The following is a 21,925-nucleotide window of genomic DNA, read 5'->3' as shown; positions in this document are numbered from 1 at the left end:
GCTTTTTCTTTAAGAAAGGAATATCAAATGACAGGAAAAAACGAAAGAAAGCTGAAAAAATGGGCCGCACTTTTTCTTGCAGCAGCGATGTCACTGACGGCCTGCGGCAGCACCGCATCAACGGGAAGCAGCACATCGTCCGCGTCGGGCACTTCGGCAGTTTCTGAGAGCAGCACATCCACAGCATCCACAGCAGACGTTTCCGAAAGCCAGACGGAGAGCACATCCGTCTCGGAAAGTACGGCTGAAAGTGAAAGTACCTCCGAAACCACTGCTGCGAGCAGCACCTCCGGGAGTGATACCGCATCCGCGGATGGTTTCGCAACGACAGACGATGTCAGCGACGCACCGGACATCACCGGAATCACCATCGAGAGCAAGATGGTCCTGAATTACGCGGAGTGCTTTAACGTATACTACTGCACAGACGGCTATAAACTGATCGATGTCAAAGACGGCGCGCAGTATCTGCTCGTCCCGGACGGAAAAGAGGCGCCGGATGACCTCGATTCCGACGTAATTGTAATCCATCAGCCGCTGGAACGCATCTACATGGCAGCAACCTCTCCGATGGCGCTGTTCGATGCCATCGACTCCCTCGATACGATTCGTCTCTCCGGTGAAACCGCAGACAACTGGTACGTACAGGATGCCGTTGACGCGATGAATGCCGGAACGATGATCTTCGCCGGAAAATACAGTGAGCCGGATTACGAACTTCTGGTCAGTGAGAACTGTGATCTGGCCATTGAATCCACGATGATCCTCCATTCCCCGAAGGTACAGGAGATGATCGAGATGCTCGATATTCCGGTCTTCATCGACCGTTCCAGCTACGAATCCCAGCCTCTTGGCAGAACCGAATGGATCAAACTCTACGGTGCCATGCTGGACAAAGAGGAGGAGGCAGCCAACTTCTTTGCAAATCAGGCAAGTGTTGTGGAAAATCTGAAGGATTTCCAGAATACCGAAAAAACGGTCGCTTTCTTCTATATTAATACGAGCGGAGCTGCCGTTGTGCGGAACCCGGAGGACTATATTTCCAACATGATCGAGCTTGGCGGTGCGCGCAACGCCTTCCGTGATCTCCAGGACGACAGCGGAAAAACATCCGTGCCGATCACGATGGAGCAGTTCTACGATACGGCCGAAGATGCGGACTACCTGATCTACAACGCAAGCATCGATTCCACCGTCAAAACCCTGGACGACCTGCTGGCAAAGGATTCCATGTTTGCCGATTACAAAGCAGTCAAAGAGGGCAACGTCTGGACAACCGAGAAATCGATGTATCAGGCAACCGATAAAATTGCACAGTTTACCAACGACATTAACCTTCTGGTAACGGGCGGCGATCCGGATCAGATGGTATTCTTAAGAAAATTATCCTGATGGAGGAACGTATGTCAGAGAAAAAAAATATGACAGGAAAAGAGAACAGTTTCCATATGGAAAACTTCCGGCGCCGTTCGCGGTATGCCGCTGTGTTCCTGGTGCTGATTCTGGCGTTCGCCGCCATCACCGTGCTGAATATCAATTCCGGAAACGTAAATATTTCGATTCCGGAAATTTTCCGGATTCTGCTGCGGCGGACCGGAGAGGGGAAAGCGTACAATATTATCTGGAAAATCCGCCTTCCGCGTATTCTGATGGCGGCAATCCTAGGCGGTGCTCTGTCCCTGTCGGGCTTCCTTTTACAGACTTTCTTTGAAAACCCGATTGCCGGTCCGTTTGTTCTTGGAATTTCCTCGGGAGCCAAAATGGTCGTGGCGCTGACCATGATCTTTTATCTGGAGCGGGCGCGCAATATCACATCTTACACGATGATTGTTGCAGCATTCTTAGGATCCCTTCTCTCCGTCGGCTTCATTCTGCTGATGTCCCGGCGGATCAAAAATATGGCAGGACTTCTCGTCGGCGGTATTATGATCGGTTACATCTGCTCGGCGGTCACGGATTTTGTTGTCACCTTCGCGGAGGATTCCGATATCGTCAACCTCCACGGCTGGTCACAGGGAAGCTTCTCCGGCATGAGCTGGAGCAACGTAGCGATCTCTGCGGCTGTGATCGGCATCACCTTTGTCATTACGTTCCTGATGGCAAAACCGATCGGTGCATACCAGCTCGGTGAGGCGTATGCGCAGAGCATGGGGGTCAACATCAAAGTATTCCGCATCGCGCTGATTCTGCTTTCGAGTATTCTCTCCGCATGCGTCACCGCATTTGCCGGTCCGATTTCGTTTGTCGGCATTGCCGTCCCGTTCCTCGTCAAACAGAGCCTCGGCACATCGCGTCCGCTCGTCGTAATCCCGGGAACGTTCCTCGGCGGAGCCGTCTTCTGTATGATGTGCGACCTGATCGCGCGTATGGCGTTTGCACCGCTGGAGCTGTCCATCAGTACGGTCACATCGATCTTTGGTGCGCCGGTCGTCATTTTCATGATGCTGCGCCGGAAAAGGGGGTAAGAGAATATGAGTGAATATTATTTTCATCTGGACCACCTGACGGTCGGCTATGATAAGAAGCCGCTGATCAAAGATATCTGCATCGGCATCGAAAAAGGCGAGATCGTTACGCTGATCGGACCGAACGGTTCCGGTAAATCAACGATTCTGAAAAGCATCACCCGCCAGTTAAAGCTGGTCGGCGGAAATGTGGAGTTTGACGGGAAAAACCTGCATGAGCTTTCGTTCCGCGAGTTGTCCACGAAGATGGCCGTTGTGCTGACGGAGCGCATGAAGCCGGAGCTGATGACCTGCCACGATATCGTGGCAACGGGCCGCTATCCGTACACCGGACGGCTCGGCATGCTGACCCGCGAGGATGAGGAGAAGGTCGAGAAGGCGATGCGCGCCGTTCATGCCGAAGAGCTCGGCGGCCGCGATTTCAACGCCATCAGCGACGGCCAGCGCCAGAGAGTGCTTCTTGCGCGTGCGATTTGTCAGGAGCCGGAGGTCATCATCCTCGACGAGCCGACTTCTTTCCTCGATATCCGCCACAAGCTGGAACTGCTCGCGATTCTGCGCCGCATGGCAAAGGAGAAGGGCATCACCGTCATCATGTCGCTGCATGAGATCGATCTGGCACAGAAAATTTCAGATAAGATCATCTGCGTCAAGGGCGATGCTATTTCCCATTTCGGCGCACCGGAGACAATTTTCCGCGAGGATATCATCCGCGAACTGTACGAGATTGACAATGGTTCGTTTGACCCGTGCTTCGGAAGCATCGAGCTGCCGCGGCCGGAGGGAACACCGCGCGTCTTTGTCCTCGCAGGCGGCGGAACGGGAATCCCGGTGTTCCGGAAACTGCAGAAGGAAAATGTCCCGTTTGCGGCAGGCGTCCTGTATACGAACGATATCGATTACCAGCTCGCCCGCATTCTGGCGATGGAGACGGTAACCGAAGCACCGTTCCAGGAGATCAGCGACGAGGCATTTGCCCGCGCCTGCGAGCTGATGAAGAGCTGTGAACGTGTCATCGACACCGGCGTCCCGGTGGGCATGTGCAACCGCCGGATCGAAGAGCTGAGGGCAGAAGCAAAGCGGCTTGGAAAGCTGGCAGAGTAAAACAAAGAAAAATCCAATCAAAATCTCCTGTCTGGGAACGAAACAATCGTTTTCCGAACAGGAGATTTTCTTTTTGCAGCCATTGTAAAAACAGCAAAAGAACACGAAAAATGTAATATTAAATTGTACGAAAAATTCACACAATTCAAGTCAAAAACCAACAGAGATTGACACTTAAAAAGTCAAGTGCTTTATAAAATCTTTTGGCGAAATAACGGTTTTCTCTGTTATGACCAAAACACGCGTTCTGATTTCGCAAGATTTAAACACATGCTTTCCACACCGTTTTTCGTGGATAATGTGGATAACTCGGTGTATAACTTGTTTTTAGGCATGTTTTCGGTGGTTAACCATGTGGATAACTTGTGGACGAGATGTTTATAAAATTGGCCCGTGTGGAAAAAACCCGGTTTCTTTGTGCAATTTCGACAAAAAGAGGTTTTAAAGTTTTACACGACTGACATGAAAGGTTTTTCAGATTTCAGAAACTACGGAAAAACAGAAAAAAGCAGGCAGTTCTCCGTACAATACGAAGAATGCCTGCTTTTGCCGTATTCTATTCGAAAGAAGCCATCAGTGGCTGATCAGATATTTCTCTACCGAAGTCACACAGTTCGCGCCGTCGGCGGCTGCAGTGATGATCTGACGGAGCTGCTTCGTGCGGACATCGCCTGCGGCGAACACGCCCGGCACGCTCGTCACACCGTCTTCGCCGGCTTTGATGTAGCCAGCCTCATCGGTTTCTACGATGCCTGCGATCAGTGCGGAGACCGGAACGATGCCGACGGCAATAAACACGCCGTCTACCGTGATCACACCGGCTTCCCCTGCCTTTTTGTTCGTTACCTTCACGCCGGACACCATCTCGTTTCCTTCGATGGAATCCACAACCGTATCCCACACCATTTCCACATTCGGCAGTGCCAGCAGTGCATCCTGGAGAACACCGGCTGCCCGCAGTTCATCGCGGCGGTGGATCACGTAAACCTTTTTGCACGTTCTGGCAAGGAAAATCGCATCCTCCACGGCGACATCGCCGCCGCCGATAACGGCAACGGTTTTGTCTTTGAAAAATGCGCCGTCACACGTTGCACAGTAAGAGACGCCCATGCCGGAGAGCTCCTTTTCACCAGGTACATTTAACGCGCGGTGCTCCGCACCGGTTGCAAGAATGACCGTTTTGGCATGATACTCATTTTTTCTCGTGCGGACAATCTTGATCTCTTCGTCAAGAACAAGCTCCTTCACACGCTCGCGGGAAAATTCCGCGCCCATTTTTTCAGCGTGTGCGCGCAGCGTGCTTCCGAGATCCATGCCGCTGATGCCCGGAAGGCCGGGATAGTTGTCTACTTCATAGGTATTCAGCACCTGGCCGCCGCTTGCAAAGTTTGCCTCAATCGTAAGAGAGGAGAGCTTTGCGCGTTTCGCATAAATCGCGGCAGAAAGACCCGCCGGGCCGGAGCCGATGATGATAACGTCGTATAAGTTTTCCATAAAAATCCTCGTTTTCGTCTGTAGTAAGCTGCCATGCAGCCATTTTTCTGAAAGTATCGTTACGGAGCCGGTGTTTCGGACGGTTCCTGACTGTCGGAAACGGAAGATGAATCTTCCGCGGAAGTTTTTTTGGCTTCTTCTTCCGGCGCTTCCGGCTGGTTGTGAACCACCTTGATGCTGCGTACCAGCTTCAGATCGTTGTCGATGCCGATTTCAGTGTAGTCCAGCTTTTCGTCATCACTATAGAATGTGTAGAGTGTCAGGTTACTATCCTCTTTTTCCGTTTTTTCTGATTTGGCATCCCCTGCCTTCGCCAGAAAATCGCTCTCGGAAGTGCCGAGCGTGATGCCGTTTGTGATTGAAATCGGAATCTTTGTCGTATCGAGATCGCCGTACAGCGAAGTAACGAAACAGTTGCGCACTGTCGTCGCCTCCGCGCCGTAATTATGTACGGTGCAGTAAAGTTTCTGACTGCCCTTTTCCAGCGTGACGTAGCCGTATTTTCCGTTTAAAACGGCCGTATCGGACTCTTTCGTATTGACGGTCCAGTCGTGGTCCAGAAGTTCACTGACCGGAACGGGAAGATGATAGAGTACATCGTCAAAGCGGACGGTCCAGTCGTTGATTTTACTGCTGTCGGCTTCCGGTGCCTGGTAGGCCTCCACTTCCGGTGTTGTGGCATCGCTGACACCATCGAGCGCTTCTGCATCAGCCGTGGTCGTAAAGTTCTGCATATCGAGGGAATACAGAATTCCCGTTTCGTTATCGAAGCCGAGCGTGATCGTCTGGTACAGCCCGTACTCATACGTGAACTGCACAGAGGTATCGGCCTCATAACGGTCCTTTGGCGCACCGTAGATGCTTTCCACATCCTCCATCAGCGACTGCTGCAGGGTGACGCCGTTCGGCAGGCCGACATAGATATTCTGGCCCTCAGCGGTCGAGGTATCGATGTGAATGCCTCCGATCAGGCATTCCGCCACTGGCTTTGCCGTGGTGTCCGGATTGGCAATATCGACGGTAATCTGGTTTCCGTCCTTTTCAAAGCTTTCGCCCTCTGAGAAGGATTCCGGCTGGATTTCCTTTGTGTCGTCGCCGCTGTAGACCCAGCCAAGCGCTGTAAAATCCGCGTAGGATTCCGGAATTTCGTATGTATCGCCCCAGATGGCAAGCTGAAAACTGTTCAGGTTCTTCGAGAGATCCACATCGTATTCCGGAATCTCATCGGAATCGCCGGAGGCCGCCAGATTGTCTTTGGGGTCGTCATCGTCGGTACTCTGACTGATGGTTGTGATCGGAATCGTTTCTGTTTTCTTTCCGCAGCCGCTCGTTCCCACGAGGAAAGCGGCAAATACTGCTGTTAAAACCCAACGGTATTTTTTCATCAAAACCTCCTCATAATAAATGGTTAAAAATATTTGAGAGTTACTTCATGTAAGTAACGATATCAGTTCCCCCTATTCTATCACATTCCGCTTCGTTTTCCAATGTCTGAAGCGGATTTGAGAAAAATGGTTTTTCAAAAGCGCGGTACGGAATACATATTTAGTAAGGAACTGGAAAGGGCAGAAGTCTGGGAGGAGGCTGTGTATGCGTTTTACAAAAATGCAGGGCTGCGGAAATGATTATATCTATGTAAATGCCATGGAGGAGCGGGTGGAGAGTCCGGGACGGCTGGCAAAAGCGGTAAGTGACCGCCATTTCGGCATCGGCGCGGACGGGCTGATTCTGATCGGGGCATCCAAAACAGCAGATTTTTCGATGGAAATGTACAACGCCGACGGCTCGAAGGGCGCGATGTGCGGCAACGGCATCCGCTGTGTGGGAAAATACGTGTACGAGCATGGGCTGACGAGAAAAACGACGCTGACTATCGAAACCGGCAGCGGAAACCGTGTGATTCATCTGCAGACGGGGGAGAATCCAAATGAGATCTGTCAGGTGACAGTGGAGATGGGAACGCCGGAATTCCGCGCCGCACAGATCCCCGTTGTTTCTCTGGGGGAATATGTGCTGGAGCATAAAATTACCGTGTGCGGGGAAAATTATACGATGACCTGCCTTTCGATGGGAAATCCGCATGCGGTGATTCCGGTGGAAGATGTGGAAAAAATATCCATTGCAAAGACCGGTTCCGCTTTTGAACACCTTTCCTGCTTCCCGGACCGTATCAATACAGAGTTTATCCAGACTTTAGATCAACACACAATAAAAATGAGAGTCTGGGAACGTGGGAGCGGTGAAACGCTGTCCTGCGGAACGGGAGCGTGTGCGGCAGCCGTCGCGGCGATGCTTTCCGGCTGTGTTTCGGAGGGAGAAACTGCCGTAGAACTGCGCGGCGGCAGGCTTTTCGTTACATGGGACCGGACGAAAAATAAGGTCCTTCTGACCGGCCCGGCCGAGACCGTTTTTGAAGGAACGCTTGCAGAACGAATTTGAAAAATGCAGATTTCTGTCTGCACGAAAGAGCAGTATGCAATATTCTGAAAATAAAAACTTACAGGAAATGCCTTTTCTTTTCAAAAGAAACATGCTACAATATGTGGTGCCCGCTACAAGAAAAGGGTGGGGGACACACAAGATATAGTGTTTGATTTGGAGGACACCACAATGGTTTATATTATCAAAAAGGACGGCACCAAAGAAGAATTCGACGCGCAGAAGATCGTCCGTGCCGTAAATAAATCCGCACAGAGAATCCTGTATACCTTCTCACAGCAGGAGATTGACTTTATCTGTAAGTTCGCAACCGAGCACGTATATTCCCTTGGAAAGACCGAAATTCCGATCAGCGATATGCACAATATCGTGGAGGGAGCACTCGAAAAAGTAAACCCGGCTGTGGCAAAAAGCTACCGCGATTACCGCAATTACAAAACTGATTTTATCCATATGATGGACGAGGTCTACACGAAGAGCCAGTCCATCCGCTACATCGGCGACAAGAGCAATGCCAACACCGACAGCGCCCTCGTTGCAACGAAGCGAAGCCTGATTTTCAACGAGCTGAACAAAGAGCTGTACCGCAAGTTCTTCATGAACCGCAACGAGCTGCAGGCCTGTAAGGACGGTTACATCTACATCCACGACCAGTCCGCACGTCTCGATACCATGAACTGCTGTCTGTTCGATGTCGGAAACGTTTTAAAAGGCGGTTTCGAGATGGGAAATGTCTGGTACAACGAGCCGAAGACACTCGACACCGCATTTGATGTCATGGGCGATATCGTCCTCAGCACCGCTGCACAGCAGTACGGCGGCTTTACCGTGCCGGAGGTGGACAAGATCCTTGCTCCGTACGCACAGAAGAGCTACGATTACTACGTAAAAGAGTTCCTGAAATATACCGACGCATCCTGGGAGGGTGCACAGGAGAAAGCCATCGAGTATGCGATCGACAAAGTAAGAAGAGAGTGCGATCAGGGATGGCAGGGAATTGAGTATAAACTGAACACTGTTGGATCTTCCCGCGGTGATTATCCGTTCGTTACCGTGACCCTCGGCCTTGGAACGAGCATGTTCGAGAAGATGATTTCCATCTCCCTTCTCGAGGTCCACAAAAACGGACAGGGCAGGAAAGGCCACAAAAAGCCGGTGCTCTTCCCGAAAATCGTCTTCTTATATGACAAGGCAATTCACGGAGAGGGCGGCATCGCAGAAGATGTCTTTGAGGCAGGACTTGACTGTTCCTCTAAAACCATGTATCCGGACTGGCTGTCGATGAGCGGCGAGGGCTACATCGCCGAGATGTACAAGAAATACAAGAGAGTCATCAGCCCGATGGGATGCCGTGCTTTCCTTAGCCCGTGGTACGAGCGCGGAGGCATGGAGCCGGCAGATGAGAACGACAAACCGGTCTTTGTCGGACGTTTCAACATCGGAGCCGTTTCCCTTCATCTTCCGATGATCCTGGCAAAATCCCGTTCCGAGAACCGCGATTTCCACGAAGTGCTCGACTTCTACCTCGAGATGATCCGCGATCTGCACAAACGGACCTACGATTACCTCGGCGAGATGCGTGCATCTACGAACCCGCTGGCTTACTGTGAGGGAGGTTTCTACGGCGGCCACTTAAAACCGTCCGACAAGATCCGCCCGCTGTTAAAGCCGATGACCGCATCGTTCGGTATCACGGCGCTGAACGAGCTGCAGGAGCTGTACAACGGAAAATCTCTTGTTGAGGACGGACAGTTCGCACTCGACACGCTGAAATATATCAACGACAAGGTTGCCGAGTTTAAGAAAGAGGACGGCATCCTCTATGCGATCTACGGCACACCGGCAGAATCCCTGTGCGGCCTGCAGATAGAGCAGTTCCGCAAACAGTACGGCATCGTCCGCAACGTTTCGGACCGCCCGTATGTGAGCAACAGTTTCCACTGCCACGTAACCGAGGACATTACCCCGATCCAGAAACAGGATCTCGAGGGACGTTTCTGGGAGCTCTGCAACGGCGGAAAAATCCAGTACGTGCGCTATCCGGTCGGCTACAACAAAGGCGCGATCAAGACACTGATCGAGCGTGCGATGGAGCTTGGCTACTACGAGGGCGTCAACCTGTCCCTGGCTTACTGCGATGACTGCGGCCACCAGGAACTCGACATGGATGTCTGCCCGGTCTGCGGTTCCAAGAACCTGACAAAGATCGACCGTATGAACGGCTATCTTTCCTACAGCCGTGTCCATGGCGACACCCGTCTGAACGAGGCGAAGATGGCAGAAATTGCAGAAAGAAAATCCATGTAAAATCATTGCGATATTTGTAATACGATAAAAGAACGAAATCCCCTGCGGGAAATCCATTCGGTTTGGATTTTCCGCAGGGGATTTTATAGTTCGGTAATTATTCTTCGATATCGCGGGTGATGTTGCGTACCCAGACGTATTTTTTATAATGAAGATAAACCGCAGGCAGTTTCACGATCTCATCGAGGTTTACGATACAGTAGACAACCATGACCGGCAGCTTCAGCCAGAACGCGGCGAGGAAGCCAAGCGGTACGGAAAAGCACCACATCGCGCCGATATTTCCCTGCATATCGAATTTTGCATCGCCGCCGGCACAGAAGATGCCGTCGAGAACGGTGGTGTTGACCGACTGTGCCATCAAGTTCAGACCGCAGAAGAGAAGCATGTACTGCAGATATTCTGCCGCGGTATCGGTAAGCGGAGCGAAGTGGACGATTGCAGGAGAGATCAACATCAGAAGACCGCCGGTCACAACGCCGATGGCAATTGCAAGATGCGTCAGGCGGCCGCCGTATTCGCGTGCTTTCTCGAGTTCATCTGCACCGAGCAGGTTTCCGATCAGAACACCGGCACCGCCGCTCACACCGCGGATCAGGCAGGAGAGGAGGCTCTTTGCAATCGAGGTAATCGAGTTTGCTGCAACAGCATCGCTTCCCATGTGGCCCATGATAACGGAGTACAGAACGTAGGCAATTCCCCAGACGAGGGAGGCCGCAAGCACGGGAAGCGTGTAGCGCCAGAAGTCTTCTGAAAGTATTTTCCCTGCGGAAGAGAAGAGGCGGTTCCAGAGAATCCGTACACGCTCCGGTTTCTTTGTCTCGAGATAAGCCCAGATCAGTTCCACAACGCGGGCAGCTACCGTTGCATAAGCTGCTCCGCGGATCCCAAGTGCCGGAGCACCGCAAAGACCGTAGATGAGGATGGCATTTAAAATGATGTTCAGTACAACCGCAGTGGAACTGATGCGGGAGCTGACTGCTGCATGACCGGTGTTTTTCAGCAGGATCAGATAGACCTGCGAAATACCGCAGAGTACGTAGGAGAGTGCAACAGCGCGTAAATACTGGCTTCCGCTTGCAACCAGGGCCGCATCATTTGTAAAGATGCGCATCAGCATTTCGGGACAGAAACCGGCAAGGATGGTAAACAGGCCGGAGAACAGCAGGTTGGTGCGAAGTGCGATCGGAATCACTTTTTCGATCGAAGCGGCATCCTGTTTCCCCCAGTACTGCGCTGCCATAATACCGGCGCCCGCCGCGATGCCTGAGATAAAAAGGCTCAAAACAAACTGCACCTGTCCGGCCAGCGAAACCGCCGACAGCGAGGTCTGGTCAATCCATCCCAGCATGATTGCGTCCGTCGCGCTGACGAGAGCCAGCATAAAGTTCTGAATCGCAATCGGGAGGACGAGGAGCTTTAATTTCTGGTAAAACTCATCCTTGAAATTCATTCGTGTTTTCATAAAATTCCCCCAAAATAGTAAGTGATATTAGATGGTATTCTGCTGTATTATAACGGAAAGAAAATGGGAAAACAATGGCTAAAACAAGCTATTTTCTGGTCAATGTTGACATTCCCTGTATAATATAGAAGAAAAAGAACTTTTCCGGTGCCCGTGTCCGGTACGCCGGAAAGCGGAGAAGAAGTTTGATCAGAAAATCATGTTTCCTTCAGCAGAAACTCCAGGATTTCTGCTATCAGAATAAATATGCCGGCAGCGGCTGTCTTTATAAAATCCAGAAATCCATGCAGGAGCTGGAGAAGCTTTTGAAAAAGAAAGATAAGAAACGGAAGTAGGTTCGGCTGCCATTGGAGCCGTCATCGAAACAAACGGAAATATACGAAAAAATTGTGAAATTTAATAGAATTATAAGACCTGTTTTCGCTGTTTTTAACAAAAGTAAAGAAACAGTGAAAAAAAGGTTGCTTTTTTCGGCAGAATCCTTTATAATCTTATTTGTGTTCAGCGAGTGGATCATCCAATGAAACACAGAAAAACAAAAGTAAGCGCCTTTAGCTCAGTTGGTAGAGCAGTAGACTCTTAATCTATTTGTCCAGGGTTCGAGTCCCTGAAGGCGCATCGAAAGCACTGTTTTTGCAGACCTGAGAGCTGCGGGGACGGTGTTTTTCTTGTTTTACAAGCAAAATACCAAAAGTCTGTGTATCAACTTTTTTACATTGCGATAGAAACAGAGAAAAACCGGCAGCGGAGCGGTCTTACTTTTCAAGAGACCGTTCTGCTGCCGGTTTGTATTTTGGATGGGAATCAAATCATTTGCGAAAGCATTCCGCTACAGAAACCGTGCCTCCATCTTACAGATCGGGTTTCCAATTGAGGAAAACTTCTCCTCATATTCCGTCATTACATTTCCCTCTGAGAGAACCACATCGTGGTGCAGATCGTATGTGAATGCAGTGAGTTCCCATCCCTCTGCATTTTTCATCTCTTCAAGAGAGAAGTCAAACAGATCTTTATTATCGGTTTTGAATTCCAGTGTTCCGTCCTTCTTTAAAATCTTCTCGTACCGTGCAAGAAACTCATGTGACGTCAGTCTCCGCTTCGCATGGCGGTCCTTCGGCCACGGATCGGAGAAGTTGAGGTAAATGCGGTTTACCTCGCCCTCAGCAAACACTTCCGGAAGCTGGCGTGCATCCATGCGGATGAAAAACAGGTTTTTGATTTCCGTCTCCAGTTTTTCCCGTTTCTGTACTGCGCGGAGCAGCACGCTGTCGTACATTTCAATGCCGACGTAGTTGATTTCCGGATGCAGAACCGCCATATCCATCAAAAAGCGGCCCTTTCCCATACCGACCTCAATATGAATCGGATTTTCATTTCCAAAAATTTCAGCCCACCGTCCCCGGCAGCTCTCCGGCTCCTGCACAACGAACGGACAGGAAGCAATCACATCTTTTGATCCTCTGATATTTCTAAGGCGCATATGCGTAAAATTCCTTTCTTAAGTGATAAATATTAGAATAAAAGCCAATCATATCCAGTATATCATAGCTCCCGAAAAAGCAAAACAGAAAAATCCCGTTTTCAAATTTTCGAAGTTTTCAAAATACTATATACAATATCAACCTGCACATAGCATTTCTTATCAGCAATATGACAATCGGATTGGATCCATATCGAAATCATATGAGGGACCATCTTTTGGCTATTGAGATTGGAAGAAAAAATATGACCCATTGTCTATTTTTAATCAAAAAGTCGATCGAAATCCCACTTTTTTTTACGATTTCAATATGTCAACTTTGGAAAAAAAGGTGTAGAATACTAACAGCAAAGATGCGGGGAGTTTTCCTCGTCTTTGTTGTCTTTTAAATAAATAAGGAGGGAAAGCGATGCTATGGAATCTGTAATTAACAAACTTGCAGAGATCGAAACGGCTGCTACTAAGATTATGCAGGCTGCCGAGAATCAGAAGAAGCTCCAGGACGAGCAGCAGGAAGAGCGGATTGCAAAATTCGATGCAGATCTGGAAGCGGAAACGGCAAAGCGGATTGAAGAGATCACAACAAAACTTCATTCTACTACAGATGCGGATCAGAAAAAGCAGCGGGACTCTGCCGCCGAACTTCTATCTTCACTGGACGCTTATTACGAACAGAATCACGGAACACTGTCCACGCAGATTTACGAAAACATTATAAGGAAGTGAAACGATGAGCGGTCTATTATCCTACAGCGGCCTTACCACAAAGATAAGAGCCATGCAGAGCCATCTTTTAAACGACCAGAATTTTCGGGAAATCGTGGAACTGGAGAGTGTACCGCAGGCAGTTTCTTACCTCAAGCAGCATAAAGGCTATGAGGATCTGTTTGAGGGCTACAACGAAGCTGACCTTCACCGAGGTCAGATCGAGAAAATGCTGCGCCTGACGGTATACCGGGATTTTTCCAAGCTGTACCGTTTTGCAAATGTGGAGCAGAGAAAGTTCCTTGCGCTCTACTTTAAACGATACGAAGTGTCCGTTATCAAAGAATGCCTGAACACGGTATTTGATCACCGTGATGTGGTATTGAACCTGTCCATATTCGACGAGTTCTTTAACAAGCATTCCCAGCTGGACATCAATCTTCTGGCGTCCTCCAGGACGATCGAAGAACTGATTGCGAACCTGAAAGGGACAGAATATTATGCCCCGCTGTCGCAGCTCGCGGATATCGAGCGTCCGACCCTGTTCGACTATGAGATGACCCTGGATCTGTATTACTTTGCACAGATGTGGAAAGACAGATCAAAAGTAGTGACAAAGCGGGATCTGGAAGAGCTGACCGCTGCATGGGGAAGCAAGTTTGACATGCTGAACCTTCAGTGGATCTACCGTTCCAAACGCTATTATCACATGACCAGCGCACAAATCTACGCCCTGCTGATTCCGGTTCATCACCGGCTGAAAAAGGATGTGGTAAAGGCACTGGTAGAAGCCGAGAATATGAGTGCATTTTCCCAGCTGCTGGAACAAACCTATTATGCGAAACGGTATGATTCCTTCAAAGTCGATACGCTGGAATCCATGTATGCAGCCATTATGAAGCACATACTTTCCAGTGAATCCAGACAGGATCCTTATTCCGTTGCCACCATATACTCATACCTCTATCACAAAGAGCACGAGGTAAACCGGCTTATTATTGCACTCGAGTGCGTACGTTACCGTATCAGCGCTGACGAGGCAATGCAGCATATCGCAAAAACTTAATACACGGGGAGGTGTACTCATTGATTGTCAAGATGAAATTTTTGAGCATCACCGGGCCGAAAGCCGACATTGACCGTGTGGTCAACACTTATCTCTCAAAATATGAGATACATCTGGAAAACGCGCTGACGGAGCTGTCTACGATGCAGAATATCACACCGTATATCCAGATCAACCCATACAAAGAGACCTTAAAACAGGCGGAAGATTTTACAGCACTTCTGCCGGAAGACAAGCGTACCACCACGAAAAGACTTTCCCTGGAAGATGCCATCAACTGTGTCCATGGTTTGGATCACACCCTTGGCCAGTTGAACCAGGAGCGTACAGAACTGGAAGCAAAAAAGAAAGACTTGATGGAAAAAGCACAGAAAATCGAGCCGTTCCAGGATCTGCACTGCAATCTTTCCTCCATTCTGGATTTCCACTTTATCAAATTCAGATTCGGAAAGATCACAAAAGAGTATTACAACAAGTTTGAGAGCTACTGCTATGAGAACAGCGATACGGTATTCTACCGCTGCCATTCCGATGAGCAGTATGTATGGGGCATTTACTTCTGCCCGAGAGATCAGGTCACGAAAGTGGACGCCGTATTCTCATCCCTGCACTTCGAAAGAATCTACGTTCCGGACGAGTACAGCGGAACGCCGGAGGATGCTTACGCAGCACTTCAGGCAGAAATCAAAAAGACAGACGATGCACTCAGCGAGTGCTCACGGAAACTGGCAAAATGCCTTTCGGATTCCGCAGAGGATCTGGTTGCAGCAAAAGAGCAGTTAGAGCAGCTCTCCGGCAACTTTGATGTCCGTCGCCTGGCAGCCTGCACAAAATCCAAGAAGGAAACCTTCTATATTCTGTGCGGCTGGATGTCGGAAAAAGATGCCGCTTCCTTCCAGAAGGACATCGAAAACGACACAAATCTCTTCTGCTTCATCGAGGATGATGCAAACAACGTTCTGCGTCAGCCGCCGACAAAGCTGAAAAACCCGAAAATCTTCCGTCCGTTTGAGATGTACGTGAAGATGTACGGACTGCCAAATTACAATGAAATTGACCCTACGATTATCGTAGGACTCACCTATGCCTTTATTTTCGGAATCATGTTTGCCGATGTAGGACAGGGATTGTGTCTGCTGATTGGCGGCGCACTGCTGTACCACTACAAGAAGATGGATCTGGCAGCGATCATGAGTACCTGCGCGGTATTCTCTGTGATCTTCGGATTCTTGTTCGGCAGCTTCTTCGGATTTGAGAATGTCATACCGGCCCTCTGGCTGCATCCGAAGGAAGCGATGACAACGCTTCCGTTCATCGGTTCGATGAACACCGTATTTGTCGCAGCGGTTGCATTTGGTATGTTCATGATTCTGACAGGAATGGTTCTGCATATGATTAATGCAGCAAGAAACCATAAGCTCGGCGAGCTTCTGTTCAGCCAGAACTCCCTGGCAGGCTTCATTTTCTACGGAGCCCTTGCCGTTACACTCGTTCTCCTGTTCAGCGGCCATAAAGCTCCGGCTGTCGGCGTGATGGTAGTCATGTTCGGTATTCCGCTTCTTGCGATCTTCTTAAAAGAGCCACTGGAGCGTATGGTAGAGAAGAAGGGCAATGCATTTCCGGAGACTGGAAAGGGAATGTTCTTTGTACAGGCATTCTTCGAACTCTTCGATGTGCTTTTGAGCTACTTCTCCAACACAATTTCCTTTGTCCGTGTCGGCGCATATGCAGTCAGCCATGCGGCTATGATGGAGGTTGTCCTGATGCTCGGCGGAGCAACAGGCGGCGGCAGCATCAGCTGGCCGGTTATTGTTCTCGGAAATGTCTTCGTTGCCTGCCTTGAGGCACTGCTGGTAGCGATCCAGGTACTGCGTCTGGAGTATTACGAGATGTTCAGCCGGTTCTATGAAGGAGACGGAAAACCGTTTGTTCCGTTTTTGAAAAAAGGCGAGAAATAAAAGAGGATTCAGAGCCATGCGAAATGGAAGTGAATATGGCGGGAAGCTGTATCGGGAAAAAGTGAAAATGGCTCCGGATCGCAGCAAAGAGTAAATTTAATGAATTAACTTCAGGAGGAAAACTATTATGAACTCAGCATTTGTACAGGTACTTACTGCAATCGCAATGGTATTAACCATCGTTGTTCCTATGACTTATTACTTCAAAGGTGAGCACAACAAAAATCGTTACAAAAAATCTCTGGCAGCCAATGTAAGCGGCTTCTTCGGCCTTCTGCTGATCGCAACCGTTGTTTCCTTCGCAGGCGCAACAACTGCATCTGCTGCAACAGAAGCAGGCGCTGGTCTTGCAACCGGTCTTGGTTACATCGGTGCAGCTCTTGTTACAGGTCTTTCCGGTATTGGTTCCGGTATCGCCGTTGCATCTTCCGCAAGCGCAGCTCTTGGAGCAATCAGCGAAGACGGCAGCATCTTTGGTAAATCCATGATCTTCGTAGCTATGGCCGAAGGTATCGCTCTGTATGGTCTGATCATCTCCTTCATGATTCTTGGTAAACTTTGATTCCAAAACCGGAAGGTATTGATCTTCACCTTAAGTTGGAGGAATCATAAATGAAAATGTTCTTGATCAGTGATAACGTAGACACTCAGACGGGCATGCGCCTGGCCGGAGTGGAAGGCGTTGTCGTTCATGAGCGCGAGGAGCTTTATGATACACTGCAGAAAACACTGGCAGACAAAGAGATCGGAATTATTCTCCTTACAGAAAAGTTCGGGAAGGAATTCCCGGACATTCTGGAGGATGTCCGCCTCAACCATAAGCTTCCGCTGCTCATTGAAATTCCGGACCGTCACGGTACCGGAAGAGCGCCGGACTTTATCACTTCCTTTGTAAATGAATCTATTGGATTAAAACTGTAAGAATGCCCTGGAGGTGACACAATTGACTACTGAGGAGAAACTTCAGAATTTTTATAATCATTCCCTGGACAGTGCAAACCGTGAAGCAGAACGTGTGATCGGCGATCACCAGAAAGCTCTGGATAAGATCTTCGAGGAGCATAAAGCAACTGCAAGACGTCAGGCAGAAGAAGAAATTGCTGCCGAGACCGAGAAAGCAAAACGTGATGTCAATAAGACACTGTCAGCGGATCAGCTTCATATCAGACGGAAGCTGTCCCGTAAAAATCTGGAATTAAAAGAAAAACTGTTTAAAGAAGTTCGTGAAAAACTTACCGCTTATAAAAAGGATCCATCCTATGAGGAGTATCTGGAGCGCAAAATCCGTGAAGCCGTTACGTTTGCCGGAAATGACAAACTGACCTTATATCTGGATCCGTCAGACGAAGCTCATAAGGCTTCCCTGGAGCAGAAACTCTCCGTAACCCTTACCATTTCGGCCATGCCGTTCCTTGGCGGCGTGCGCGCGGTCATTCCGGAGAAAAATATTCTGATCGATAATTCCTTCGAGACCCTTCTGAACGAAGAGCGGGAGAATTTCATCTTTCACGGAGGTGTAGAGCATGAATAAAACCGGAGTTATCTATGGAATCAACGGTCCGGTCGTATATCTGAAAGGAAACACCGGATTTAAAATGTCCGAGATGGTTTACGTTGGTAAAGAACGTCTGGTCGGCGAGGTTATTGCCCTGACAAAGGATACCACTACAGTACAGGTTTTCGAGGAAACCACAGGACTGAAACCAGGCGAAACAGTTACCGCATCCGGAGATGCCCTCTCTGTTACATTGGGACCTGGAATCCTGAACAACATTTTTGACGGTATTGAGCGTCCGCTGTCCGAGATTGCAAAGCAGTCCGGTAAATACATCAGCCGCGGCCTTACCGTAGATTCTCTGGATACAGAGAAAAAATGGGATGTCCATGTAACTGTTTCGGAAGGCGAAGAGCTGATGGGCGGCGCAATCATTGCAGAAACACAGGAAACCCGTTCCATCGTTCACAAATCGATGGTTCCGCCGGATGTCAACGGCACGGTTATCTGGGCTGCCAAAGACGGAAAGTATACCATCCTTGACCCGATTGTAAAACTGAAACTGGAAGACGGCACCGAAAAAGAGATCACACTGGCACAGAAATGGCCGATCCGTGTACCGCGTCCAACCCTGAAAAGATATCCGGCATCCGTTCCGCTGATCACAGGACAGCGTATCCTGGATACGATGTTCCCGATCGCAAAAGGCGGCACAGCAGCCATCCCTGGCGGATTCGGTACCGGAAAAACCATGACCCAGCACCAGATCGCAAAATGGTCTGATGCCGATATCATCATCTATATCGGATGTGGAGAGCGTGGAAACGAGATGACACAGGTTCTGGAGGAGTTCCAGGAACTGATCGACCCGAAGAGCGGCAACCCGCTGATGGATCGTACCACCCTGATCGCCAACACATCCAACATGCCTGTTGCAGCCCGTGAGGCATCTCTGTATTCCGGACTGACACTGGCTGAGTATTACCGCGATATGGGCTATGATGTAGCAATCATGGCAGACTCTACATCCCGTTGGGCAGAGGCACTCCGTGAGCTGTCCGGCCGTCTGGAGGAAATGCCTGCCGAGGAAGGTTTCCCGGCATACCTGGCATCCCGTCTGTCCGCTTTCTATGAGCGTGCCGGCATGATGCAGACCCTTTGCGGCGCAGAGGGAAGCGTATCCATCATCGGAGCCGTATCTCCGCAGGGTGGTGACTTCTCCGAGCCTGTTACCATGAACACCAAACGTTTCGTCCGCTGCTTCTGGGGACTGGACAAATCTCTGGCTTACGCCCGTCATTTCCCGGCGATCCACTGGCTGACCAGCTACAGTGAATACCTGCAGGATCTGTCGCCGTGGTACAAAGATCACGTAAACAAAAACTTTGTAGATATGCGGAACCAGTTAATGGGAATCCTGAACTCCGAGAGCTCCCTGATGGAAATTGTAAAACTGATCGGTAGCGATGTTCTTCCGGATGACCAGAAGCTGACCCTGGAAATCGCCAGAGTTATTCGACTGGGCTTCCTGCAGCAGAACGCATTCCATCCGGATGACACCTGCGTATCTCTGGAAAAACAGTACAAGATGATGGAAGTTATTCTTTATCTGTACAAGAAATCCAAAGCGCTCGTGACGATGGGCATGCCAATGTCCGTACTGAAAGAGGACAAGATCTTCGACCGCGTCGTTTCTATTAAATACGATGTACCGAATGACCGTCTGGATCTGTTTGACACATACAAAAAAGATATCGACACCTTCTACGATAAGGTACTCGAGAAGAATGGTTAAGGAGGGAATTCATCATGGCAATTGAATATTTAGGCCTTAGTGAGGTCAATGGCCCTCTGGTTGTTCTGGAAGGTGTAAAAAATGCTTCCTACGAGGAAATCGTAGAATTTACCGTAGACGGCAATGAGAAAAAACTGGGACGTATCGTTGCTGTATACGAAGACAAAGCCGTTATTCAGGTATTTGAGGGAACTTCGAGCATGTCTCTTACCAATACCCATACCCGTCTGACCGGACATCCGATGGAGATCGGACTTTCCGAAGAAATCCTTGGACGTACCTTCGACGGTATCGGAAAACCGATCGACCGCATGGGACCAATTGACGCAGAGGTAAGAAGAAACGTCAACGGCCTGCCGCTGAACCCGGTTACCCGTAAATACCCAAGAAACTATATCCATACCGGTATTTCTGCAATCGACGGTCTGACTACCCTGATTCGTGGCCAGAAGCTGCCAATCTTCTCCGGAAACGGACTTCCGCACGACCAGCTGGCAGCACAGATCGTACAGCAGGCATCCCTTGGAGATTCTGATGAGAAGTTTGCAATCGTATTTGCCGCTATGGGTGTTAAATACGACGTAGCAGAGTTCTTCCGCCGGACCTTTGAGGAAAGCGGTGTATCTGACCACGTTGTTATGTTCCTGAACCTGGCAAACGACCCGGTTGTAGAGCGTCTGATCACTCCGAAGGTAGCGCTGACAGCTGCCGAGTACCTTGCATTCGAGAAAGGCATGCATATCCTGGTTATCCTGACCGATATCACATCCTTCTGCGAGGCTATGCGTGAGGTTTCCTCCTCCCGTGGAGAGATTCCTTCCCGTAAAGGTTATCCTGGATACCTGTACAGTGAGCTGGCTACGCTGTATGAGCGCGCCGGAATCGTACAGGGTGTAGAGGGATCCGTAACACAGATTCCGATCCTGACCATGCCAAACGATGATATCACGCACCCGATCCCTGACCTGACCGGTTACATCACCGAGGGTCAGATCGTACTGGACCGTCAGCTTCACGGCCAGTCTATTTACCCGCCAATCAGCGTACTGCCGAGTCTTTCCCGTCTGATGAAGGATGGTATCGGTGAGGGCTACACAAGAGCCGATCATCAGGACGTAGCGAACCAGCTGTTCTCCTGCTATGCAAAGGTAGGAGATGCGCGTTCCCTGGCATCCGTTATCGGTGAGGATGAGCTTTCTCCGATCGATAAACAGTACCTGGTATTCGGTAATGAATTCGAGCATGAATTCATCGGCCAGGGAATGGATGAAAACCGTTCCATGGAAGATACGCTGAACAAGGCATGGGAGCTTCTTGGACTGCTTCCGAGAGAAGAGCTCGACCGTGTCAACACCAAGGTTCTGGATCAGTATTATCATCCGACCACCATTGATGCAGTAGCAAAAGCAAAGGCAGAAGCCGATGCCATGAATGAGTAAGCGAGAGGAGTGAGATCGGAATGGACCCGAATACCTTTCCTACCAAGGGAAACCTGATTCTTGCAAAGAACTCTCTGAAACTTGCCCACATGGGTTACGAGCTGATGGACAAGAAGCGGAATATTCTGATCCGCGAGCTCATGGGCCTGATCGATGAGGCAAAGGATATTCAGCGTCAGATTGATGTGACGTTCCGCGAAGCATATGCGGCGCTGCAGATTGCGAACATGGAGATCGGTATCACCAACGTACAGACCGTGTCCTATACCGTTCCGGTGGAGGAATCTATCCGGATCAAGACAAGGAGTATCATGGGCGTGGAAATTCCGCTGGTAGAGGCTGATCCGTCCGGACAGGCCCCGACTTATGCTTACTACAGCACGAAGGAGTCCCTGGATCAGGCAAGACAGGCCTTTGAAAAAGTAAAAGACCTGACCTTAAACCTTTCCATGATAGAGAACTCGGCGTACCGCCTTGCTGCGGCAATCAAGAAAACACAGAAGCGTGCCAACGCGCTGAAGAACATCACGATTCCGCATTACACCCAGCTGTCCAAGGATATCGCGGACGCACTGGAGGAGAAGGAGCGCGAGGAGTTCACACGACTGAAGGTCATCAAACAGAGAAAGAACAAGGCAAGCTGATAAGGCTTTCCCGGAATAGAGATGAAAAACCCGCTTGGGCCGCGAAGAGATTTGCGGTGCCGGGCGGGT

General features: G+C 49.7%; 19 protein-coding genes and 1 tRNA gene. 16 read left to right on the top strand and 4 right to left on the bottom strand.

Annotated elements, in window-relative coordinates; all coding sequences use genetic code 11:
* The first annotated feature begins 27 nt into the window (after nt 1-27).
* Genes DW642_RS10155 through DW642_RS10145 form a run of 3 tightly spaced genes read left to right on the top strand, consistent with a single transcriptional unit; the run spans nt 28 to nt 3,569 of the window.
* Nucleotides 28-1,392 carry an ABC transporter substrate-binding protein gene (locus tag DW642_RS10155; RefSeq protein WP_242991168.1) on the top strand — a complete coding sequence of 455 codons (1,365 nt, stop codon included), beginning with the start codon at nt 28-30 and terminating at the stop codon, nt 1,390-1,392.
* 11 nt (nt 1,393-1,403) lie between these two features.
* A complete protein-coding gene (locus DW642_RS10150) occupies nt 1,404-2,465 on the top strand; it encodes a FecCD family ABC transporter permease (protein WP_242991167.1) in 1,062 nt (353 codons plus the stop codon).
* Between the two features lie 6 nt (nt 2,466-2,471).
* The gene (locus tag DW642_RS10145) at nt 2,472-3,569 is read left to right on the top strand and encodes an ABC transporter ATP-binding protein (protein WP_117510104.1); all 1,098 of its coding nucleotides are present in this window, start codon (nt 2,472-2,474) and stop codon (nt 3,567-3,569) included.
* A 573-nt stretch (nt 3,570-4,142) separates the two neighbouring features.
* On the opposite strand, the gene trxB is transcribed toward DW642_RS10145, so the two are convergent.
* Together trxB and DW642_RS10135 are read right to left on the bottom strand one after the other, a co-directional pair.
* The gene (gene trxB, locus DW642_RS10140; protein ID WP_117510103.1) at nt 4,143-5,063 is read right to left on the bottom strand and encodes a thioredoxin-disulfide reductase; all 921 of its coding nucleotides are present in this window, start codon (nt 5,061-5,063) and stop codon (nt 4,143-4,145) included.
* A gap of 59 nt (nt 5,064-5,122) precedes the next feature.
* Nucleotides 5,123-6,448 carry a hypothetical protein gene (locus tag DW642_RS10135; RefSeq protein WP_117510102.1) on the bottom strand — a complete coding sequence of 442 codons (1,326 nt, stop codon included), beginning with the start codon at nt 6,446-6,448 and terminating at the stop codon, nt 5,123-5,125.
* A 205-nt stretch (nt 6,449-6,653) separates the two neighbouring features.
* Here DW642_RS10135 and dapF point away from each other — a divergent pair, with 205 nt between their 5' ends.
* Both dapF and nrdD read left to right on the top strand, forming a co-directional pair.
* On the top strand, nt 6,654-7,502 hold the full coding sequence (gene dapF / locus DW642_RS10130; protein WP_117510101.1) for a diaminopimelate epimerase: 849 nt from the start codon (nt 6,654-6,656) through the stop codon (nt 7,500-7,502).
* A 171-nt stretch (nt 7,503-7,673) separates the two neighbouring features.
* Entirely contained in the window at nt 7,674-9,809 is a 2,136-nt protein-coding gene (gene nrdD, locus DW642_RS10125; RefSeq protein WP_117510100.1) for an anaerobic ribonucleoside-triphosphate reductase, read from the top strand.
* A 97-nt stretch (nt 9,810-9,906) separates the two neighbouring features.
* On the opposite strand, the gene DW642_RS10120 is transcribed toward nrdD, so the two are convergent.
* On the bottom strand, nt 9,907-11,274 hold the full coding sequence (locus tag DW642_RS10120) for an MATE family efflux transporter (RefSeq protein WP_117510099.1): 1,368 nt from the start codon (nt 11,272-11,274) through the stop codon (nt 9,907-9,909).
* A gap of 185 nt (nt 11,275-11,459) precedes the next feature.
* On the opposite strand from DW642_RS10120, the gene DW642_RS15865 reads away from it, so the two are divergent.
* Nucleotides 11,460-11,609, top strand: coding sequence for a hypothetical protein (locus tag DW642_RS15865; RefSeq protein ID WP_158555013.1), 150 nt, complete (start codon nt 11,460-11,462; stop codon nt 11,607-11,609).
* A 210-nt stretch (nt 11,610-11,819) separates the two neighbouring features.
* Nucleotides 11,820-11,892: transfer RNA gene (locus DW642_RS10115), tRNA-Lys, on the top strand.
* A 211-nt stretch (nt 11,893-12,103) separates the two neighbouring features.
* Here the strand turns inward: DW642_RS10115 and trmB are convergent.
* Nucleotides 12,104-12,754, bottom strand: a complete 651-nt coding sequence (trmB, locus tag DW642_RS10110) for a tRNA (guanosine(46)-N7)-methyltransferase TrmB (RefSeq protein WP_117510098.1) — start codon at nt 12,752-12,754, stop codon at nt 12,104-12,106.
* Nucleotides 12,755-13,168: 414 nt separating this feature from the next.
* Here trmB and DW642_RS10105 point away from each other — a divergent pair, with 414 nt between their 5' ends.
* The 9 genes from DW642_RS10105 (at nt 13,169) to DW642_RS10065 (ending at nt 21,856) form a co-directional block, all read left to right on the top strand.
* Nucleotides 13,169-13,480 carry a hypothetical protein gene (locus DW642_RS10105; protein WP_022461691.1) on the top strand — a complete coding sequence of 104 codons (312 nt, stop codon included), beginning with the start codon at nt 13,169-13,171 and terminating at the stop codon, nt 13,478-13,480.
* 4 nt (nt 13,481-13,484) lie between these two features.
* A complete protein-coding gene (locus tag DW642_RS10100; protein WP_022461690.1) occupies nt 13,485-14,525 on the top strand; it encodes a V0D/AC39 family V-type ATPase subunit in 1,041 nt (346 codons plus the stop codon).
* Nucleotides 14,526-14,536: 11 nt separating this feature from the next.
* Nucleotides 14,537-16,483 carry a V-type ATP synthase subunit I gene (locus DW642_RS10095; RefSeq protein WP_308054128.1) on the top strand — a complete coding sequence of 649 codons (1,947 nt, stop codon included), beginning with the start codon at nt 14,537-14,539 and terminating at the stop codon, nt 16,481-16,483.
* A 127-nt stretch (nt 16,484-16,610) separates the two neighbouring features.
* Complete coding sequence (locus DW642_RS10090; RefSeq protein WP_022461688.1) at nt 16,611-17,045, top strand: ATP synthase subunit C; 435 nt, start codon at nt 16,611-16,613, stop codon at nt 17,043-17,045.
* Between the two features lie 50 nt (nt 17,046-17,095).
* A complete protein-coding gene (locus DW642_RS10085; protein ID WP_055220228.1) occupies nt 17,096-17,404 on the top strand; it encodes a V-type ATP synthase subunit F in 309 nt (102 codons plus the stop codon).
* 22 nt (nt 17,405-17,426) lie between these two features.
* Nucleotides 17,427-18,014 carry a V-type ATP synthase subunit E gene (locus DW642_RS10080; RefSeq protein ID WP_158555012.1) on the top strand — a complete coding sequence of 196 codons (588 nt, stop codon included), beginning with the start codon at nt 17,427-17,429 and terminating at the stop codon, nt 18,012-18,014.
* Nucleotides 18,007-19,773: a V-type ATP synthase subunit A gene (locus DW642_RS10075; RefSeq protein WP_022461685.1), complete on the top strand. Its 1,767-nt coding sequence runs from the start codon at nt 18,007-18,009 to the stop codon at nt 19,771-19,773. The genes DW642_RS10080 and DW642_RS10075 overlap by 8 nt, the downstream gene beginning before the upstream one ends.
* A gap of 14 nt (nt 19,774-19,787) precedes the next feature.
* Nucleotides 19,788-21,212 (top strand): V-type ATP synthase subunit B, encoded by a 1,425-nt coding sequence (locus DW642_RS10070; RefSeq protein WP_022461684.1) that lies wholly within the window; start codon nt 19,788-19,790, stop codon nt 21,210-21,212.
* 20 nt (nt 21,213-21,232) lie between these two features.
* Nucleotides 21,233-21,856 (top strand): V-type ATP synthase subunit D, encoded by a 624-nt coding sequence (locus tag DW642_RS10065; RefSeq protein ID WP_022461683.1) that lies wholly within the window; start codon nt 21,233-21,235, stop codon nt 21,854-21,856.
* Nucleotides 21,857-21,925: the final 69 nt, after the last annotated feature.

Source organism: Blautia sp. AM23-13AC, assembly GCF_003435675.1.
Classification (GTDB): Bacteria; Bacillota; Clostridia; order Lachnospirales; family Lachnospiraceae; genus Fusicatenibacter; species Fusicatenibacter saccharivorans.
This window is presented reverse-complemented; position numbering and strand designations above follow the sequence as displayed.

Excerpts from the sequence above, each read along its gene's own strand:
- DW642_RS10075 (WP_022461685.1), top strand. The coding sequence starts at position 18,007 with ATGAATAAAACCGGAGTTATCTATGGAATCAACGGTCCGGTCGTATAT.
- DW642_RS10120 (WP_117510099.1), bottom strand. The coding sequence starts at position 11,274 with ATGAAAACACGAATGAATTTCAAGGATGAGTTTTACCAGAAATTAAAG.
- trxB (WP_117510103.1), bottom strand. The coding sequence starts at position 5,063 with ATGGAAAACTTATACGACGTTATCATCATCGGCTCCGGCCCGGCGGGT.
- DW642_RS10090 (WP_022461688.1), top strand. The coding sequence starts at position 16,611 with ATGAACTCAGCATTTGTACAGGTACTTACTGCAATCGCAATGGTATTA.
- DW642_RS10145 (WP_117510104.1), top strand. The coding sequence starts at position 2,472 with ATGAGTGAATATTATTTTCATCTGGACCACCTGACGGTCGGCTATGAT.
- DW642_RS10150 (WP_242991167.1), top strand. The coding sequence starts at position 1,404 with ATGTCAGAGAAAAAAAATATGACAGGAAAAGAGAACAGTTTCCATATG.
- nrdD (WP_117510100.1), top strand. The coding sequence starts at position 7,674 with ATGGTTTATATTATCAAAAAGGACGGCACCAAAGAAGAATTCGACGCG.
- DW642_RS10070 (WP_022461684.1), top strand. The coding sequence starts at position 19,788 with ATGGCAATTGAATATTTAGGCCTTAGTGAGGTCAATGGCCCTCTGGTT.
- DW642_RS10105 (WP_022461691.1), top strand. The coding sequence starts at position 13,169 with ATGGAATCTGTAATTAACAAACTTGCAGAGATCGAAACGGCTGCTACT.
- DW642_RS10085 (WP_055220228.1), top strand. The coding sequence starts at position 17,096 with ATGAAAATGTTCTTGATCAGTGATAACGTAGACACTCAGACGGGCATG.
- DW642_RS10155 (WP_242991168.1), top strand. The coding sequence starts at position 28 with ATGACAGGAAAAAACGAAAGAAAGCTGAAAAAATGGGCCGCACTTTTT.
- trmB (WP_117510098.1), bottom strand. The coding sequence starts at position 12,754 with ATGCGCCTTAGAAATATCAGAGGATCAAAAGATGTGATTGCTTCCTGT.
- DW642_RS10065 (WP_022461683.1), top strand. The coding sequence starts at position 21,233 with ATGGACCCGAATACCTTTCCTACCAAGGGAAACCTGATTCTTGCAAAG.
- DW642_RS10135 (WP_117510102.1), bottom strand. The coding sequence starts at position 6,448 with ATGAAAAAATACCGTTGGGTTTTAACAGCAGTATTTGCCGCTTTCCTC.
- DW642_RS10100 (WP_022461690.1), top strand. The coding sequence starts at position 13,485 with ATGAGCGGTCTATTATCCTACAGCGGCCTTACCACAAAGATAAGAGCC.
- dapF (WP_117510101.1), top strand. The coding sequence starts at position 6,654 with ATGCGTTTTACAAAAATGCAGGGCTGCGGAAATGATTATATCTATGTA.